Genomic DNA, 17,664 nt, shown 5'->3' with positions numbered 1-17,664 from the left:
TCATGTAGTTATTACATGATACCGTACAGGCCTTATCTTAATAGCGTAACTGTACCCTTTTTCTTGATTACCTGACCATCGTTCATGGTAGCTTCAACATAATAAACATATACACCTACCGGCTGCTTGTTACCTTTATAGGTACCATCCCATCCGCTTGCTTTATTTGTTGATTTGAATTGCAGCTCACCCCATTGATCGTAAATTGATAATGTTAAGGTGCTAATGGTGGTTCCATAAACGTACAGTATGTCGTTATTTCCGTCACCGTTAGGAGTAAACGCATTCGGTATAAATAATCCGTTGCCAAAAGGATTGCTTGTGGTTCCGGTCACAGCGGCAGAGTTGGCGCTTAGCTGGCAAGCAGAGTTTCCGGTGGCACGTACAATAATGGTAGCCGATGCACCTGGCTGTAATCCGCTTACGGTATGGCTTAAGCCTGCGGCGCCTGTGCTTGGCGCAACAAAGTGCTGACCGTTATCTAAACTGATCTGATAACCCGTAGCCCCTGTAACAGCAGCCCATGTAAAGGTGATACTCTCTGCAGTAGTTGAACCTACAGAAACTATCGGTGCAGCCAGCGGAGTAAGTATGGTAACCGTTACCGGTGTTCTGGTAACTGATACGCAACCACCTGCAACTTCAGCTTCGGCATAATAAGTAGTATTAGCTGATAATACCGGTGTTGTAAAGTCGGTACCTGTAAATAGTATCGCACCGCCTGTATTGGCCGCATACCAGTTTATAGTAGCGCCTGGTGTAGCGCTTGTAGCCGATATAGTAGTACTTGTTCCAGGGCATATGGACGTACCCTGAGCACTTGCCTGCGGTGCTATTGGTGCGGATGTTACCGTTACAGTAACACTTGTACGTGAAGCAGATGGGCAACCTGTATTATTTACCGCCTCGGCAAAGTAAATGGTATTGGTAGTAAGCGTAGGCGTAGTAAAGCTTGTGCCGCTTGCTAATGCAGTACCGCCGCTTGCTGAGCTATACCAATTATAGGTAAAGCCTGTTTGCGGATTAGAGATAGTTAATGTTACCGAACCACCTGCGCAATCATTTACTGAATTGCCGCCCGCTATTACAGGCGCTCCAGGTGCCGGAACGGCAGTTACCTGTACAGTAGCCACTCCCGAACTTGAGCATGACCCGCTTGCTGCTTCTACATAATAAGTGGCATTAGCGTTAACAGCTCCTATCGGGAAGCTTGCTCCTGTAAATACCAGGTTAGTTCTTGCGGCATCTGTATACCAGTTATAAGTAATGCCTGCCTGTGGCGATGCTACAGAAAGCGTTGCTACACTACCCAAACATACCTGCGGATTCGGAACAGAAACCGTTGGTGTTGGTGGTTGAGGCGTTACCGTTACGGCTGCAGCTATTCTTGTTGATGCATTACAGCTTTGTGCATTTGTTGCTTCAACATAATAGGTCGTGTTAGCTGTTAACACCGGTGTTGTAAAGGCTGAACCTGTAAATATTGAAGTTCCGCCGGTGGCTGATGTATACCAGTTATAAGTTGTGCCAGCTACTGGGTTGGTTATTTTGATAGTAGCCGCGCTGTTTTGGCAAGTAGTTAAGCTGGTCTGATCAAGCGTAGGATCAGGTGCTTTGGTATTATCAATAGTAATAGTTACCGAAGTACGTGGTGAACTTGATGTACAGCCTGTAGCAGTGTTTACAGCTTCTACATAATAAGTAGTAGCTGCTGAAATTACCGGTGTAGTAAACTGTGCACCAGTAAATATCGGTGTACCGCCGGTTGCTACATCGTACCATTTAAAGGTTACACCTGGCGTAGTGCTTGTTGCAATTAATACTGCCGAGCCACCTGCGCACACGGTTGGTGTTGATGAACCAGCCTGGGTAGTTACCGTTGGCCCGCTAGGCAATTGATTGATAACCACATTAACTTGAGTACGGGTAGCTGATGTACAACCAATGCTATTTGATGCTTCTGCATAATATGAAGTATTAGCTGTTAATACAGGTGTGGTGAAAGTTACCCCACTTGCTAATGCTACCCCACCGGTAGCAGAGCTGTACCATTTGTAAGTAAGCAATACACTTGGATTAGAAACGGTTAATGTAGCGGTAGAACCTGAACAAGTTGGTACGGTGTTGCCACCTGCTATTACTGGTGCACCAGGTGCAGATACAACAGTAACCTGGGCAAAGGCAAAGCCATTGCTGCTGCAACCTGTGCTGTTTACTGCTTCTACATAGAAATCTGTTGTTGCAGTTATAGCACCGGTTGTATAAGGGTTACCGGTAAACAGTAAGTGGTTCTTGGTAGTGGAATCATACCAGTTATAAGTAATGCCGGCTTGAGGTGTTTGTATAGACAATGTAGCTGTACTGCCTAAACATACCTGCTGATTAGCATTGGCTACTACAGGATCCGGTGGAAGCGGAGTAACCGTTACCGTAGCCTGTGCACGTGCTGATGAATTACAATTACCTGCACTTGCTGCCTCAACATAGTACGTAGTTGTGGCAGTTAAAGCCGGTGTAATAAATTGTGTACCGGTAAATAACAGCGTACCATTAACCGGCGCATCGTACCATCTGTAAACCAAACCAGTTTGTGGGTTAGATATATTGATAGTAGCCGATGATCCCGAGCAAGCAGTTAAACCGCCTGATGGTATCTGTATAACCGGTGTTGGAGGTACCGGCAATACCGTGATATCTGTTTGCGTACGTGAAGTACTGGTACAGCTGCTTGCACTTACAGCCTCAACGTAGTAGGTTGCATTTGCGGTTAAGTTGGTAAGCGCAAATGATGTTCCGGTAAATACCGCTGTGCCACCGGTGGCTGCTGTGTACCAGTTATAAGTAACGCCTGCAACCGGATTGGTTACGCTGATGGTAAGACTACCTCCGTTACAAACTGAGCTTTGCGTAGCACTTAATGTTGGCGCAATCGGCAATCCGTTTGGCGTAATATTAACCGCTGTACGGCCACCACCATTCACACAGCTGGTGGTAGAGTTAGTAGCCTCAATGTAGTAAGTGATATTCTGTGTAATAGCAGGAGTAGTAAATGTAGCTCCGGTATGTACCGATGTACCACCGGTAGCTGTAGTGTACCAGTTATAATCAACACCGGCTTGTGGTGAAGTTACTGCCAGTGTAGCAGGACTGCCTGAACAAACCTCCACATTTGATGCTTGTACGCCTGGTTTTGATGGCAGCTGATCAACTTTAACTGTTGCTACTGTACGTGCCGGGCTGGTACAAGTACCGTTTGCTGCTTCGATATAGTAAATGATATCTGATACTGGTGAAACGGTGAAGGTTGCACCGGTAAATACTGGGGTTCCACCAGTAGGTGATGTATACCAGTTAATAGTTGCTCCGTTAGCATTGGTTACTGCGAAGGTAACACTTTGACCGGCGCAGATCTCGAATGCAGCCTTGGTCAATATCGGGTTCACCGGCGATGGCGTAACGTTAACCGTTGCACCTACCCTGTTAGGGTTAGGACATAAGGTTGCGGTATGGCTGCTTTCTACATAATAAGTAGTAGTTGCCAGTACGTTGGTTGGGCTATAAGTTGCACCGGTATGTACCAATGTACCTCCTACCGCTGCAGTATACCATCTGTAAGTTACGCCGGCACGTTGGTTGCTCACTGTAAATGTAGCGGTACCGCCGGCACAAATATTTACGGTATTGGTAGCCAGTCGAGGTGCTTCAACCTGTTTACTTGCGTAATAGATGTTAAGCGTAGTTAATAACGTTGCTATACCTGAATTCAAGCGAACTTCTACCCTGTCAAATGCTGTTTTTGGTGCAAATTTGACAATGGCTGTTTGGCCGCCGGCAAGAACTGTGATCTTCAGCAAGTTACTACTTAGTGTAATGCGGTCGTTATTATAAGTAGCGCCGTTGTATGATGCTAATTGTATAGAGCCCAGTACACTTACGTCGGCCAGATTTCCTGGAACGCTTATTTTCAGGGTTACTGTATCACCAACAAGTCCCTGATCTGTAAATATCAGTTTTTGAGCCACATATGAACCCAATACACTGATAGGCAAATGAAGCTGACTAAAGTTAGTAGTGTCCTGGTCAACTGAGTTATTTTCATCAGTTACACCGCAAGCGATACAAACCAGGCCGCCGTTCACATCAAATGTTTGGGTCGATGCGAAATCGCAATTGGTTGAGAATATCGGATTTACTTTAACAAGTACCGCCGTACGTGTTGTGCTGATACAGCCAGAGCTGGTTAATACTGCCTCTACATAATACGTTGTATTTGATGTTAAAGGCGGAGTAGTAAATGTAGATCCGGTAAATATTGGCGTACCACCGGTTGCTGATGTATACCAGTTAAAGGTAGCACCTGCCGTGGTTGATGTAGCTGTTAAAGTAGCTGTTTGGCCAGAAGTGATCTGTCCGCCTGGTGCGTTTGAGGTAATAACCGGTGCAACAGGTGTAGGATTAACGATCACATCTGCTTTGGCCCTTGTTGAGCTGGTACAACCACCTGCTGTAGCTTCAACATAATAGGAAGTACTGGCGGTTAATGCCGGTGTTGTAAACTGAGGTCCGGTAAATACTGGTGTGCCACCGGTTGGGGTAGTGTACCAGTTAAAGGTAACTCCTGCCTGAGTTGAAGTAGCCGACAATACAGCCGATGAACCAGAACAGGTTGATACCGGTGTTTGCGATACAATAGGCACCAGTGGTGTAGCTGTTACATTGGCTGTTACTTGTGTACGGCTTGAACTACCGCAAGCTGCGGCGCTCGTAGCTTCAACATAATACGATGTTGTTGATGTTAATAACGGTGTTGTGAATGCAGGGCCTGTAAACACTGGCGTGCCGCCTGTTGGCGTAGTGTACCAGTTAAAGGTAACTCCCGCAACCGCCTGTGCGGTAAATGTTGCAGGCTGACCAGAACATACGGTTAAAGTTGGTACAGTCACAACAGGTTTAGCTGGAGCCGGAGTAACCGTTACAGTTGCCGGTGTGCGTATAGCCTGGGCGCAACCATCAGCGGTGCGGCTGGCTTCGGCATAGTACGTTGTATTGGCAGTTAATGCGGGTGTTGTAAAGGTAGCGCCGGTAAATACTGCAGTACCACCGCTTGCCGAAGTATACCATCTTACGGTAACGTTAGCTGGTACGGTTGCACTTAAAGTGGCTTGTGATCCCGAGCAAATAGTAACATTTGCTGTGCTGATGGTTGGTGAAGCTACCGATTGGTAAGCATCATAAACATTCACTGCGCTAAGCAGGCCGGCAACACCCGAGTTAAACGTGATCTCAACGCGGTCAAATGTATGCGCGGCTTTAAATTTATATTTGAAACGGGTGGTTCCGTTCAATAAAGTAATTTTCAATAATGATCCGTCAACGGTAACACGGTCGCCATTGTAAGTTGAACCATTATAAGTGGCTACCTGGATCTGTGAAAGCAAGCCCACATCAGCCAGCGATCCTGGTATACCCAGATCAACTGTCAGGCTGTCGCCCACAATGCCGGTATTTGCAAAACGCAGGGTTTGCTGTGCCGATCCACCCAGTAAACCTACCGGTACGTGTATTTGTGAGAAAGTCTCGGTGTTGTTATCAACAGAACCGCCGGCATTGCTCACACCGCATAGTAAACAGATGCCGTTCACTGAGCTTGTCTGATCAATTGCCGCGTCGCAAGGAACCGGATTAGGTCCTATTGCTTTTACATTAATTATACCTGATGCTCTTGAAGTAGATACTGCTCCTGTGGCAGGGATGCTTGACTCGGCATAATAAGTAGTCTGCGCAAATATGCCAGGGCTTACAAAGTTTGCTCCGGTAAATATGCTGGTTCCTCCGGTTGGAGTAGTAAACCAGTTAAATACTGCACCTGGTGTAGTTGATGATGCTGTTAAACTGCCTGAAGTACCCGCGTTAACAGTTTGTGTTGGCGGATTAACTGCCACATCCGGTATGATGATAGGCTGGGTAACGGTCAGGATCACTGGGGTACGCTGCGCGCTTACGCAACCAGAAGCCAGTGAACTTTCAGCATAATAAGTTGTAGTAGCGGTTAAAGGCGGGGTAACAAATACCGAACCTGTAAACACAGGAGTTCCGCCGGTTGCTGCGGTATACCATTTAAAGATAGCACCCACAGTGGTTGAACTGGCAGTCAATGTAGCCGAGCTTCCTGTTGTAACCTGGCCACCGGCCGGGCTTACAGCTACTGTTGGAGCAACAGGTACAGGATTAACGGTCACATCTGCCCTGGTACGCGCTGGACTAACACAGCCATTTGCTGATGCTTCTACATAATAAGATGTATTGGCGGTTAGGGCCGGGGTTGTAACTTGTGCGCCGGTAAATAGTGGTGTACCACCGGTTGCCGCTGCATACCAGTTATATACCACACCTGCTTGTGTAGGTGATACAGTTAACACCGCGGTTGAACCTGAGCACACCGGTACCGATGCCTGCGCCAGAACCGGGTTAACCGGAGCCGGAGTAACATTGGCAGTTGCGGCCACCCTGTTAGGATTAGCACAGCTGCTGGATACACGGCTGCTTTCTACATAATAAGTGGTAGTAGCGGTTAATGCCGCAGTTGTAAAAGTTGAACCTGTATGTACCGAAGTACCGCCAGTAGCCGAAGTGTACCATTTATATTGTACACCTGCACGGGCGTTATTCACAGTAAAGGTTGCTGTGCTGCCTGAGCATAAGCTAACAGCATTTGCGGCAAGCCTTGGCGCTTCTACCTGTTTGGTAGCATAGTAAATATTCAGCGTATTAAATAATGATGCCAATGCGCCGTTAAACCTGATCTCGACCCTGTCAAATGCCGATTGCGGAGCAAATTTCACTAAGGCGGTCTGGTTACCGTTCAGCAATGTAATTTTCAGCAGGCTGCTGCTTAAAGTAACACGGTCATTATTATAAGTGGCTCCATTAAAAGAAGCTATTTGTAATTGATTTAAAACACCCACAGTAGCCAGACTTGCGGGAACTGCTATTTTAACAGTCACGGTATCACCCACAACACCGGCATCGCTGAATATTAATTTTTGCGATACGTTTGATCCTACCAAACCTATTGGAACGCTCAACTGGCTAAAGTTGGTGGTATCCTGATCAACAGAATTATTAGGATTGTTTACCGCGCAACCAACGCAAAGCAGGCCGCCGTTCACATCAAATGTTTGTGTTGATGCGAAATCGCAGCTGGTTGAGAATATAGGGTTTACAATAACGTCAACCGAAGTACGTGTTACACTTGTACAACCCGCTGCTGAGGTAGCCTCCACATAATAAGTAGTGTTTGATGTTAAAGGTGGAGTAGTGAATGAAGTACCTGTAAATATAGGTGTACCGCCTGTTGCAGAAGCATACCATTTATAGGTAACGCCAGCTACAGGTGATGTGACTGCTAAAGTAACGGTCTGGCCAGATGTTACTTGTCCTGGAGCAGTAATAGTGGGCGCAACGGGTGTCGGATTAACCGACACATCCGCTTTTGCCCTTGTTGAGCTGGTGCAGCCCCCTGTCGACGCAGCTTCAACGTAATATGATGTACTGGCAGTTAATGCCGGGGTAGTATACTGAGGACCTGTAAATACAGGTGTGCCTCCGGTAGCAGTGGTGTACCAGTTAAAGGTAACACCGGCCTGGGTTGATGAGGCGGTTAATACTGCTGATGAGCCAGAGCATATTTGTACTGGGGTAACTACGGTTGGTACTGTAGGTGTTGTAACTACATTAGCCGTTACCTGCGTACGGGCCGAACTACCGCATGAGCCTGCATTAGCCTGAACATAGTAGGAAGTATTTGCAGTTAATGCCGGGCTGGTAAATTGCGGTCCGGTAAACAATGGGGTACCACCGGTTGCTGTAGCATACCAGGTAAAAGTAACACCATTAACGGCTTGTACTGTGAATATGGCTGGTTGACCAGAACATACTGCTACCGTAGTAGCATTAGCCACCGGTGCGGCTGGCGCCGGAACAATGGTTACAACTGCTGGTGTACGGTTACCCTGAGCGCAACCATCAACCGTACGGCTGGCTTCAGCATAATAAGTGGTAGTAGCATTTAATACAGGTGTAACAAAGTTTGCACCGGTAAATACAGCTGTACCACCCGAAGCGGCAGTATACCATTTTATAGTTACGTTGGCCGGCACATTGGTGGCAGTCAGCGTAGCTGATGTTCCCTGGCAGGTGCTTACGTTTGCTGTACCGATAGTAGGTGAAGCTACTGACTGGTAAGCGTCATAAACATTCACGGCATTCAATAAGCCGGCCACGCCTGAGTTAAATTGAATTTCAACACGGTCAAATGCCGCGCCTGCTTTAAAGGCTACCCTGAAGCGGCTTGTACCGTTTAATAAAGTAACATTTAATAAAGATCCGTTTACGCTAAAGAAATCGTTATTAAAAGTAGCGCCATTGTAAGTACCTATCTGAATTTGTGATAACACACCTACATCGGCCAGTGAACCGGGGATACCTAATTCAACAATAACACTATCGCCAACAATACCTGCATGGGCAAATTGAAGTGTTTGTTGTGCAGAGCCTCCTAATAAACCTATAGGTACGTGTATTTGTGAAAATGTATTACGATCGTTATCAATTGCTCCGCCGGCATTGCTAATACCGCACAATAAACACAGGCCATTAGCCGAGTTGGTTTGGGCTGTAGCGGCGTCGCAGGCTACAGGACTGGTAGCAACAGGAATAATGTTAACCACACCTGCTGCGCGGGTGGCCGATATTGCGCCGGTAGCTGTTACCACGGCCTCGGCATAATAAGTAGTATTGGCAAATACTGCCGGAGTTACAAAAGTTGGCCCTGTAAATATTGGGGTGCCACCGGTTGGTGTAGTATACCAGTTAAATACGGTTCCCGGGGTAGTTGAGCTTGCGGTTATGGTACCGCTTGTTCCTATGTTAACAGATTGTGTTGGTGGGTTAACACTTACATCCGGTATTACTATCGGTGTAACGGTTACAGGCACAACGGTTCTGTCTGGCGATACGCAGCTGCCTAATGAGGCTTCGGCGTAGTAAGTGGTATTGGCATTCAATACCGGCGTAGTGAAAGTACTGCCTGTAAACACCGGCGTACCACCGGTTGCAGAAGTATACCATTTTATAGTAGCGCCGTTTACAACGGTTGCTTTGAAAGTAGCGGTCTGTCCGGCCAGTATTGTAGCGCTCGAAGGCGTTACAACTGGTTTCACTGGCGCATCATCAACTATTACTTGTACCGGCGCCCTTGTTGGACTTACGCAGCTTCCGCTGCGGCTGTACTCTACATAATAAGTTGTATTGGCGGTTAGCGCAGGCGTAGTGTAAGATGTTCCGGTATGAACAGCAGTACCACCGGTTGGCGTGGTGAACCAGCTAAAAGTTCCGTTAGCGGGTGCTGATGAAGTAATGTTCAATGTTGCCGGACTGCCTTTACAAATTTCGGGAGCAGTTGGATTAAATTTAGGTGTAGGGTATTGCTGCACCGCGTAATAGATCTGTAAAGAAGTAAGCAATGTAGCAGCACCCGAATTAAGGGTTACCACTATACGATCATAATTTCCAACAGCTGGTATATAGGCTGCATATTTACCGCTTCCGCTCAGTAACCTTAACGTGAGCAGTGTGTTATTAAGCGGATAGGTACCTACCAATGTTGCGCCGTTATAAACAGCAACAGTTATACCTCCAAGCAAGCTTACATCGGCTAAACCACCGGGTGTCTGCAAGGCAAGTTTAATGGTATCGCCTGCAAAACCCGGGTTCGGGAATATCAATGTTTGTGAAGCCGATCCTCCTAAAAGCCCAACCGGTACGGTTATCGTTGATGCCGTAGTGGTGTCTGCATCCGCGGCTAGGGCGCCATTATTAATAACGCACAGTAAACATAAACCATTAATGGAGGTACTTTGCTGATTAGCAAATGTACAAGGCGAATTAGTATTGATAGTTACGGTGATCGTTATTGGGGTACGGGTAACCGATTCGCAACCTGCAGCGTTAACAGCAGCTACATAATAAGTAGTGGTGCTAAAAAGCGCCGGTGTCGTGTACGGATTACCTGTAAATACAGGTGTAGCAGCAGCAGCCGAAGTATACCAATTATAAGTGATACCTGTTTGCGCATTGCTTACATTGATAGTAGCGGTTTGGCCGGCTACAATGGTTGAATTATTTACTGCCAAAACCGGGGCAGCTGGTTTAGGCGATACAGTCACAGTTGCTACGGCACGCGTACCGCTTACACAACCTGCTGCATTAACCGCTTCGGCATAATAAGTAGTGTTTGCACTTAAAGCCGGGCTGGTAAAATTAGTGCCGGTAAACAATGGAGTGCCGCCGGTTGCAGTTGCATACCAATTATAGGTTTGTCCGGCTACTGGCGAAGCAATGGCCAGTACGGCCACATCACCATCGCAAATAGTTACGTTTGGTGTGGTAAGCGTTGGCGCCACAGGCAGCGGACTTATAGTAGCAGTCACTTTAGTACGTGTAGTACTTACGCAGGTACCGCCGCTTACCGCTTCGGCATAATAGCTGGTAGTAGCGGTTAAAGCCGGGCTGGTAAAAGTATTACCTGTAAACAATGGCGTACCACCGGTTGCAGCTGCATACCAGTTGATAGTAACGCCGGTTACCGGTGTAGCCGCAAATATGGCTGTTGAGCCGGGGCATACGGTAGTATTAGCATTGGCAACAACAGGCGCTACCGGAATTTGGTTAACATTAATAGTTACCGGTGCACGGGTAGACGCCGTAGCACAACCCGGTCGGGTTGCCGACACATAATAAGTAATATTATTAGTTAAAGCAGGTGTAGTAAAGCTTGCACCTGTAAATACAGCAGTACCGCCTGTTGGCTGGGTGAACCAGCTAAAGGTTGTACCCGCCAGGTTGGCGGTAGCGTTTAATGTAACTGTACTACCGGCGCACAATTGCGCTGTGGTTACAGCAACATTATTAACTTTTATGATTGGCTGAGGTATCGCTATCTCGCCCTCATTCAGATCAAGGGTTGAGAGTACATTAGCCACTCCGCCCAGCCGGAGCTGTACACGGTCAAATACCTTTGGAGGCACGTAACTGACGGTTAATCGCTGCCTGTTATTTGCAAAATCAAGTAAGCGTATAGTAAGTAATGACGCGCTTAAGAACTGCGTGTCATTATTATCGGTATTGCCGTTAAAAGTGGATATGGATATACTCGAAAGAAGTCCCACGTCCAGCAGGGATTTGGGTATGGTTAACGTCAGCTTTACGGAATCGCCGACAGTTGATGCCGATTGAAAAACAATTGTTTGTTGCGCAAATGCACCTAACGCACCAACACCCGCGTTAAGGGTGGATGCTGTATTTAAATTACCGTCAATAGCATTTTGAGGATTTGCTACCCCTCCTACGTTTAATCCCAGACCAAGCAATGCTGATGATATACCATGTAATTCGTCATAAGGCGTGTTACAAACCGGTGGCCCGGGAGTAGTGTAAAATGCATCGTACAGATATATACTGCTTAGCGCTCCTAACAAACCACCGCTAAGTGTTACCCTTACCCTGTCATAAGCCTGTGTTGGCGCATAAATTAACTCCAGTTGATTATTGTTGCTGGCCACACTTGCTAATGTAGGCGCAGTAACCGGGGTACCTGCTACGCTGCCATTATACGGAGTAATAGTTACCCCTCCCAAAAGTGTTACATCAAGCAGGTTATCACCAGTTCCCAATTTAATGGTCAGTGGCGTGTTAGCCGGAACTGTAGTTGGAAATATAAGTTCCTGGTAAGTTGATGCTATAAGACCAACCGTTACGTTTAAAGTAGAATACGTTTGCAGATTTGCATCAATGGCATTGCCTTGATTATTAACCACGCAGCCCAAGCAAAGTAAACCTGTAGCGCCGCTTTGCTGAGTAGTTGCAAAATGGCGTTGTCCGAATATTTGGCTTGTAGCACACAATAGCAGGCATAAAACTATTATGTACCTGCAATAAAAGGTAAAGGTTCTCATGCAAATATGAAGTTAAGGTAGGTGCAAATAGTTACACCTTTCAAAACTACATACCGCTTGAGGATAATTATTAATACATCTTATTCACTTATTAAGACAGGTTCAATTATCATTCACAACACTTAATTATTGTTCATTTTGTTCATTAAATATTATTTTAAAACCTATGGCTCTACATTTTTCGTAAACACAGTAAAATATGGTAAAAACCCAATATTCGGGTAAAATATGACTGCAACATTATTTGATATTACCCCCGTATAATAATAGCAGTAACGTTAATTGTATAAATAACAACAACCTATTCAGATTAATTGCGTAATATAAATGCTAACCTATTAACCTAATTGCTTGAGCCTATGATATCCTTTTCACCAATTCAGTTTGAAACGTTGAAATCCAAAGTACTCGCCAATGCCAATATCAGAAGCATTACTCCGGGTGACTGCAAGGCGCTTGCATTTCAAATATATTCAAAAACAAAATTAACCGTAAGTGAAACCACTTTGAAACGGGTGTACGGTTTTGCCTATAGCAAATTCAAACCATCATTGTTCACTATTGATGTTTTAGCGAAATTTTGTGACTACGAAGGCTGGGATGATTTTTGCGAACGTGAAAGCGTACCCTCCGAAAAATTCCAAAACGAACATGTGGATTGGAAAACTCTAAGTCAAAATGCGGCAAAGATTACTCATTTTACGCTTCAGGCTTTAAAAAATCGTTCTGGTATCCCTTTCGGCCAAACCATCCGCCGCAAATTTATCGATGATCATTTTGATGAGTTTTTAAGGGGCGATTACACCGCAACCGTATTTGCCGCACCATCGGGCTATGGAAAAACCATCGGTCTTTGCCATTGGATAGATGAAAAATTAGAATCAGACAGTAACGATATCATCTTGTTTTTTAGCAGCAGCGCTTTAATGAACGTTTTTTTAAGTGGGCGCGATCTGAACGATTGGCTGCTGGCCTTGCTTGGCTACTCACAGGAAGAAGATATTGAAGCACTATTTGACATCAATAAACGTAACGACGGCAGGTTTTATCTTGTTATTGATGGCTTTGATGAACATATGTTCAAAAATGATCAGTTTGAACTGGTATTGACCCAGTTAATGGATATTTTTTCCTTTTATCAATCACACGAGTGGTTTAAACTGGTTTTAACTATGCGGTCTGCCAACTGGATCAATAATAAACACAATATGGAGTTTGGTCTTAAAAACTGGTTTACCGGTTTTATAACAGATCATGACCTCACCACCAATGTGCCGCTGTTCAACATCCAGGAGATCAAAGAACTTAGCCGCAAAATAAATCCCGACGTTCAGAATCTGATCGCCATTGATGTGGCCAACAATTTCAACCATCCTTTATATTTCCAATTCTATTATAAACAGAATAAGAACAATTTTTCGCTCAACAACATTGATCACATTTGTATATATGAGCTCATTTCCATATTCATATTGAATAAGGTTTACCTGGGCCACTACGCAACCGAAAAAATCCTCCTGTTAAAAGGATTGGTTGATGAAATGGATTTTCAGGCCGGTATATATGAGCTGGATAAATTTAAGTGCAACGACCTGCTTAAACAATACAGCCACGCTTATAATGAATTGTTAAGTATTGGATTTTTACGGGAAATCAATTCAAGCAACGATTTTCAGTTTAAAACCCTTGTTCAGTTCGGCAACAATAACTTCCTGGAATTTACCATTGCCCGCAAGCTGCTTTTGGATAATAACCAACGTTTTGACCTGCAATTGATCAAACAGATCAATAATGCTTTTAATGACAGTGAGCATAAATTGCCGGTTATCAAATGGTGTGTAATACACGCTGTTAAAAACGGACAGCAGGAAAGCTTTGAACTTTTAGCCCAAACCAACCTTAATCCTAAAGAAAAATCGGAGCTCATCATTTTTTTAGGCGATTTGCTCCAGCGAGTCTGCTTTGGGTCGACCAACGCTGAAGCTACTGCCAATTTTTTTAAGCAGGATTGCAGCGACGGATTTTTTTATTACTTTTTTGGATTAGAGCTGGTCAATACTGATTACAAAAAAGTACTGCAAACTTTATTAAAGTTTGAGCTTTCTGACCATAAAAAGGTACTTACTTACACTGCTTTGGCTACTATAGCCATACTTCAGTTGGATTTGAAGCAACTGGAAGATCACCTGGCGAAATTAAAAAGCTTCCCGCAGGATGATTTCCATCAATTTGCCATTAACCCATTGCATTGCCTCAATGCTATTTATCAGTACCTGAAATATGGCATGATCAGGAAGGACTTTTTTGCCGAGATCACCCGCTTCTACTTCAATCCGCCAAAACAAAGTGAAACCGTACATAATAGAAAAGCGAATGATCTTATTTTCTTGTTATCTGCCTACTCCACTTTTATTTGCCGTAAGCCACATAAAACATTAAGATTTGTTAACGCACTTTATACCATAGATAAAACTAGCGCCGAAACATCATTCGCCTATAATTTCTTTTTAAAGGTAGCCGAGTCTGACGCTTATTTTTTACTGGATAAACAAACCAGCCTGTTGAAAAACAACGATGAAATTTCGGCTTCGCATAAACAGGAAGAATATTTATTTACCCCTTTTATGAAATCATTGTTTTATGGGCTTAAAATAAAAAATGCTATCTCAAGTAATGATTACTCAGCTATTAATAGTTATTTGAATTGCTTAAACCAGGTTTCTGACGAATCGGGCAATAAATTGTCAAAACTGTTCATTTATGCCAGCATTTTGAACAACGAGGTGCTATTAAATCTTGACCCCCAATTGTACAAACAGGTATCTTACAACCATACCCGCTTATTACGTGAATGTGGTTTAAGCGTTGATGTGTTTATATCGCCTAAAAGCGAAGTTCTGGCACTAAAAGTAAAGGTTAACAACTAAATCATTGTATTTGAAGTCATTATTTTACTTTCAAACTTGCACGTACTTTTTTTACTTCTAATGCGGTAACCAGGCTACTATTGTTCCCGAAATTATTGCGGATATAGGTTAATACTTGGGCTATCTGATCATCAGTCAGAAAATTATGCTTGGGCATTACACTATTATAAGGTACATTTTTAACCTTAACCGGGCCTTCCAAACCATTAAGCAGTACCCGGATGGCCGTTTCCTTTTCCATGTATTTGCCCCCGGTAACCCATTCAGACCCGGCAAGCGGCGGAAAAAGATTACCATCGCCTTTACAATTTTTCTGATGGCAGTTAGTACAATAGGTAGCATACAGTTTAGCGCCCCCGGTCAGCATACCACTCATCAGGTTATTGCGCATTACGTCGGGGGTTTTAAAGCTTGGTAGTTTTTTCCGTAATTCCATCTTCGCTAACTGCGCTGTTGTGAATTTGGTTTTGTCGCCCTGATAAAATATGCGCCATACCTTCCCCTTCTCCGTTTCACTTACATATAAGGAGCCATCTGGCCCTTGCGATACCCCCATCGGACGGTAAATCGCATCGCTCACACTCACTATCGTGGTATGGCCCGCAAATCCATCGGCAAAAATCTCCCAAGGACCAGCAGGTTTTCCTCCTTTAAAAGGCACAAAGCAAATAAAGAAACCCGCCTGCGGATAAGGCGATCTGTTGGTAGAACCATGAAACGCTATAAATGCCCCGTTTTTATACCTTGCAGGGAACTGGTTACCTGTATAAAACAACAGATCATTCGGCGCCCAGTGAGCCGGGAAAGCCATAATAGGCTGAGCGTATTTGGCGCCATCTCCCACTTTTTTACCATCCCCGCCATATTCAGGGTTTAAAAGTTTCTTCTTTTTAATAGGGTCATAATAATAGTATGGCCAGCCAGCATCCGTACCCTCCTTAATTTTTAAAAACTCTTCAGCAGGTGATACAGCGCTTTCCCATGGGGTAAATAATTTAGGAAATTGCAGGCGCAGATCATCGCGCCCATGCGCCACTACGTATAAACAGTTCTCGGCTGTGTTCCAATCCATGGCCACAATGCTGCGCAGTCCGGTAGCATAACGCATACCATCAGCCTGCAACTGATTGGGCTTGTCTTCATCGAAACGCCAGATACCACCATTTTCTTTCAGCAGCGGGCAACCTTCAATACCCATAGATCCGGGAACCCTGTTTTGTTCCTGGCAGGCATTGGAAGGCGCACCGAAAGCTACATATATATGCCCCTTATTATCAAACGCTAAAGGCTTGGCATCATGCTCGTGTTCGCCGTGGGAATCATGCACAATCAGCTCCAATTTACCATCGGGCACCAGGGAATTTGGATTAAGTTTCACCCGGTATACATTGATTTCCGAACTGAAATAAAGATACCCCTTATGGATACGCATAGCTGTGCCATAACTCCCCTTATCTTCATAATTCGCGAATTTTTGGATGATATCCGCTTTACCATCATGATTGGTATCTCTCAATGCCACATTCCCGCCTATAGAGTCAGGAAAACGGAGCTTTACATATACATCGCCATTATCATTAACAGCCAGATGGCGGGCGCGCCCTGCCAGGCTATCCACTACCACTACAGCCCTGAAATGACCTGGTAAAAACAAGCCTCCGTTATTTTTATCAGCAACTGGTAAAGTATCCTTATTCCCGGTAATGGTAAAACTGATGATAAAAAACGCGGCAATAGCCGTCAAAAATAAAATGGCGCGGTTTTTCATTGGAGAGGTTGAAAGGTTGATGTATCAAAACAATAGATGTATGCAGCTACAACGGATCTTACGCTATAAATGTTTAAATAATGATGTGTTTTTTATTGGATCAGGATAAAATAGCAGGGATATAAATATCACAGCTGATGAGGTGTCCTTTTATCAGCGCTTTTCTTTTTATAATCCTCATAACTATCTCTGATATAATTGATGAGGTCATAATCGCTCATGGTATTCAACCGTTGTAAGGTAGGTGCATAATCCACCCTGAAATCGTCAATTTCATTGGCTTTAACAGGAACAACCTTTTTTATCAATGAATCATTAAAGCGTTTGGTGATTTCATAAACGGTTAACTCCTGTTTGGCAAAGCGGTTAAATCTCCGGGCCTGCTTAACCTCGCTCTTAAAATTTTCATATATAAAGGTCATCGGTTTTAAAAACAGGTAGTAATAATGTGGTGTGCCGGTATAAAAAACACTCTTTTTCCGGTATCCCATCTGGGTTTCCCGGAGCTCTTTAACAAGGGAGTTCTCTCTGATCACTACTTCGGCCAATTCAATAACAGGTTGCAGATAGATGAGTTTATCGGCAAAATCAGTTACAACCAATTCCCCGGTTAAGTAATTAGCACTTGAAAATTGCAGGGTATCACCCGGTAAAGCCACGATACCGAATGTGCCTACTGTGTTAGACCTGAGGGCGACATGGCTGCGCTTATTTAAAACCTGCACATCTCCTAATCTGGCAGCAGTACCACTTTTAAGTATCAACCCCTTTTGTATCTTAGCCACCTGCCCTTTAACCCCACTCAATGGCGTTAAATAAATAATGAAAAACAATATCAGGATTTTAGGATTCATCGGCTTCATAAAATTAGTGCAACTACTTGACTATTAATTCAATTTTAACTTATTTTAACAACTACTATATACTGATAATACTTATTCTGATCCATCTATCC

The 17,664-nt window shown here is 44.4% G+C and carries 4 protein-coding genes; 1 reads left to right on the top strand and 3 read right to left on the bottom strand.

The window, feature by feature from the left end; translation table 11 throughout:
* Positions 1-32: 32 nt before the first annotated feature.
* Positions 33-12,014, bottom strand: coding sequence for a T9SS type B sorting domain-containing protein (locus tag BW976_RS20070; RefSeq protein WP_076375804.1), 11,982 nt, complete (start codon positions 12,012-12,014; stop codon positions 33-35).
* A gap of 359 nt (positions 12,015-12,373) precedes the next feature.
* Here BW976_RS20070 and BW976_RS20065 point away from each other — a divergent pair, with 359 nt between their 5' ends.
* Positions 12,374-14,941, top strand: a complete 2,568-nt coding sequence (locus BW976_RS20065; RefSeq protein ID WP_076375802.1) for a hypothetical protein — start codon at positions 12,374-12,376, stop codon at positions 14,939-14,941.
* A 19-nt stretch (positions 14,942-14,960) separates the two neighbouring features.
* Here BW976_RS20065 and BW976_RS20060 read toward each other — a convergent pair whose 3' ends face one another.
* Together BW976_RS20060 and BW976_RS20055 are read right to left on the bottom strand one after the other, a co-directional pair.
* Positions 14,961-16,709 carry a PQQ-dependent sugar dehydrogenase gene (locus BW976_RS20060; protein WP_076375800.1) on the bottom strand — a complete coding sequence of 583 codons (1,749 nt, stop codon included), beginning with the start codon at positions 16,707-16,709 and terminating at the stop codon, positions 14,961-14,963.
* 128 nt (positions 16,710-16,837) lie between these two features.
* Positions 16,838-17,563 (bottom strand): hypothetical protein, encoded by a 726-nt coding sequence (locus BW976_RS20055; RefSeq protein ID WP_139332362.1) that lies wholly within the window; start codon positions 17,561-17,563, stop codon positions 16,838-16,840.
* Positions 17,564-17,664: the final 101 nt, after the last annotated feature.

Origin of the sequence: Mucilaginibacter lappiensis (genome assembly GCF_900155965.1) — a bacterium.
Lineage (GTDB): Bacteria > Bacteroidota > Bacteroidia > Sphingobacteriales > Sphingobacteriaceae > Mucilaginibacter > Mucilaginibacter lappiensis.
Note: the sequence above shows the minus strand (reverse complement) of the source record. Positions and strands in the feature narration are given on the sequence as shown.